Raw genomic sequence first — 2,596 nt, forward strand, 5'->3', positions numbered from 1 at the left:
TTTTTACAAACCCCCCCCCGCCATCCGCCATGTCGCGCCGTCTCGGGGGCTCGGAGATGTTTATACGACACAGACGACGCCGCTCAGGATGCGGGCCACGAACGACAGCTCCGACAGGCGGCCCCGCTTCAGCAGCGGGCGGCGGGCCGGGCTGGCGGCCGTGTGCGCGAGCTGGTCGAGGCGCCGCTGCAGCCGCATCGCCTCCGGGCCGCGGCGCGCGCGGTACAGCAGCCACGCGCCCTCGACGAGCAGGATGACGGACACGAACACCAGCAGCAGGATCACGAACAGGGCATGGCCGGACGGGTTCTCTGACATGACGCTCTCCTCAGGCAAGGCGGCGGGACGGATCGAACATGTGGTCGGGCAGGTGGATGCCGAATGCGCGCAGCCGCTCCGCGAAGCGGGGACGCACGCCCGTCGCCTGGAAATGGCCGACGATGCGGCCGTCGCCGTCGACGCCCGTCTGGTGGTAGGCGAAGATTTCCTGCATCGTGATCACGTCGCCTTCCATGCCCGTGATCTCCTGGATGCTCGTGACCTTGCGCCGGCCGTCCGTCAGGCGCAGCGCCTGGATGACGACCGTGATGGCGGACGCGATCTGCTGGCGCGCCGCCTTGTGCGGCAGGTTCAGGTTGGCCATGCCGATCATGTTCTCCAGCCGCGACAGCGCATCGCGCGGCGTGTTCGCGTGGATCGTCGTCAGCGAGCCTTCGTGGCCCGTGTTCATGGCCTGCAGCATGTCGACCGCCTCGGCGCCGCGCACCTCGCCGATGATGATGCGGTCCGGCCGCATCCGCAGGGCGTTCCTGACGAGGGCGCGCGCCGTGACCTCGCCCTTGCCCTCGATGTTCGGCGGCCGCGTTTCCAGGCGCACGACGTGCGGCTGCTGCAGCTGCAGCTCGGCCGCGTCCTCGATCGTCACGAGGCGCTCGGCCGCGGGGATGTAGCCGGACAGGATGTTCAGCAAGGTCGTCTTGCCAGCGCCCGTGCCGCCCGAGATCATCATGTTGACCTTCGCGCGGCTCAGGCCCTCGAGCATGTCGGCCATGTCCGGCGTGAGGCTGTGCATCTCGTCCACCAGGTTCGTCATCCTGAGCGGGATGTGCGCGAAACGGCGGATCGACATCATCGGGCCGTCCAGCGCGACGGGCGGGATCACCGCGTTCACGCGCGAGCCGTCGGGCAGGCGCGCGTCGACCATCGGGCTCGATTCGTCGATGCGGCGGCCGACGAGCGACACGATCTTGTCGATGATGCGCATCAGGTGGCGGTCGTCCGTGAACGTGACGTCGGACAGTTCCAGCTTGCCGTGGCGTTCGACGTAGACCTTGTCCCACGCGTTGACGAGGATGTCGGAGACGGCCGGATCGGCCATCAGCAGTTCGAGCGGTCCGAAGCCCAGCATCTCGTGCTGGATGTCGCGCACGAGCATGCGCCGTTCGAGGCCGCTGACGGGCGTGTCCTCGTCCAGCAGCATGCCGTCGATCGCGGCGGCGATCTCCTGGCGCAGGCGGTCGGCCGGCAGGCTTTCCAGTACCGTCAGGTCGAACCGGTCGAGCAGCTTCAGGTGCATCTGCTCCTTCAGCTGCTTGTAGGCGTCGCGCAGGATCGCCTGCTGGGCGCCGGTCTTGCCGGCATCCGCGGCGACGGGCATGCTGAGTTTATCGCGCAGGGACATGGCATCCTCCGTGGGTGGGTCAGGCGCGGCGGAACAGGCGGTCGAACAGGCCTGCGGGCGATCCCGCGGCAGATGGCTCGGCGGCGGGCGCCATCGCGCCGCCCAGTTCCGACAGGCCACGGATCACGCCGTGCTTGCGCTCCAACTGCACGAGCGGCACGCCGTGGTTGATCGCCGTGCTCACCTGGCGCCAGCCGTTCGCGATCATGTGGATCTCGTGCGCGCCCAGGGTGCGCCGGATCTTGTCGAGCGTGATGTCGTCGCGCTTGTCGTAGCGGTTCAGCAGCAGCTCGATCTTGTCCTTCGGGTAGTCGAGCGAGCGGAACACGGACAGCAGCTTGTCGGCATTGCGCAGGTGCGGCACGCTGGCCTGCAGCACGAGGAAGATCGACGCGGCCTGGTCCAGCGCCGTCATCAGCATGGCATCCACCACGCGCGGCAGGTCGAGCAGCACGAAGTCGTACTGCGTGACGGCCAACTTGAGGATGGCGTCGATGTGCTCCGGGCGGATGTCGGCGGCCTGGCCCGGTTCTTCCGGCGCCGCGAGGATGCTGTACGTGGGCGTGACCTTGATGGTGCTGGCCTGCAGCAGGGGAGGATCGAGGCGGTTGATGTCGCGCGCCAGGTCCGTGATCGTGCTCGCCGCGCGGGTGTCCTGCAGGAAGCTGAGCGCGTCGCCGAACTGCAGGTTCAGGTCGATCAGCAGCACCTTGTGCGCCTGCGCCAGCTGGTAGCCGAAGTTCGTCGCGAGGAACGTCGTGCCGCTGCCGCCGCTCGTGCCGATGAAGGCGTGGATCTTGCCGTGGTTGGCCGTGCGCACGGCCGACAGCTTCACGGCCGCGCGTTCGACGGCCGCCAGCAGCTCGCCGGGATGCACGGACGGCAGCACCTCGCGCACGCCGGCCCGCATCGCGT

3 protein-coding genes are annotated in these 2,596 nt (G+C 68.6%); all 3 read right to left on the reverse strand.

Annotation, left to right across the window (positions count from 1 at the left end; translation table 11 throughout):
* Positions 1–60: 60 nt before the first annotated feature.
* Positions 61–318, reverse strand: a complete 258-nt coding sequence (locus tag ACEN88_RS29000; protein WP_413345273.1) for a hypothetical protein — start codon at positions 316–318, stop codon at positions 61–63.
* A 10-nt stretch (positions 319–328) separates the two neighbouring features.
* Positions 329–1,681 carry a CpaF family protein gene (locus ACEN88_RS29005; protein ID WP_413345275.1) on the reverse strand — a complete coding sequence of 451 codons (1,353 nt, stop codon included), beginning with the start codon at positions 1,679–1,681 and terminating at the stop codon, positions 329–331.
* Between the two features lie 19 nt (positions 1,682–1,700).
* A partial coding sequence (locus ACEN88_RS29010; protein ID WP_413345277.1) for an AAA family ATPase occupies positions 1,701–2,596 on the reverse strand: 896 nt, incomplete at its 5' end.

The organism is Massilia sp. CT11-108 (genome assembly GCF_047302915.1).
Lineage (GTDB): Bacteria > Pseudomonadota > Gammaproteobacteria > Burkholderiales > Burkholderiaceae_D > Telluria > Telluria orientalis.

Bases quoted from the DNA above. Each gene is read 5' to 3' on its own strand.
- ACEN88_RS29000 (WP_413345273.1), bottom strand. From the start codon at position 318: ATGTCAGAGAACCCGTCCGGCCATGCCCTGTTCGTGATCCTGCTGCTG.
- ACEN88_RS29005 (WP_413345275.1), bottom strand. From the start codon at position 1,681: ATGTCCCTGCGCGATAAACTCAGCATGCCCGTCGCCGCGGATGCCGGC.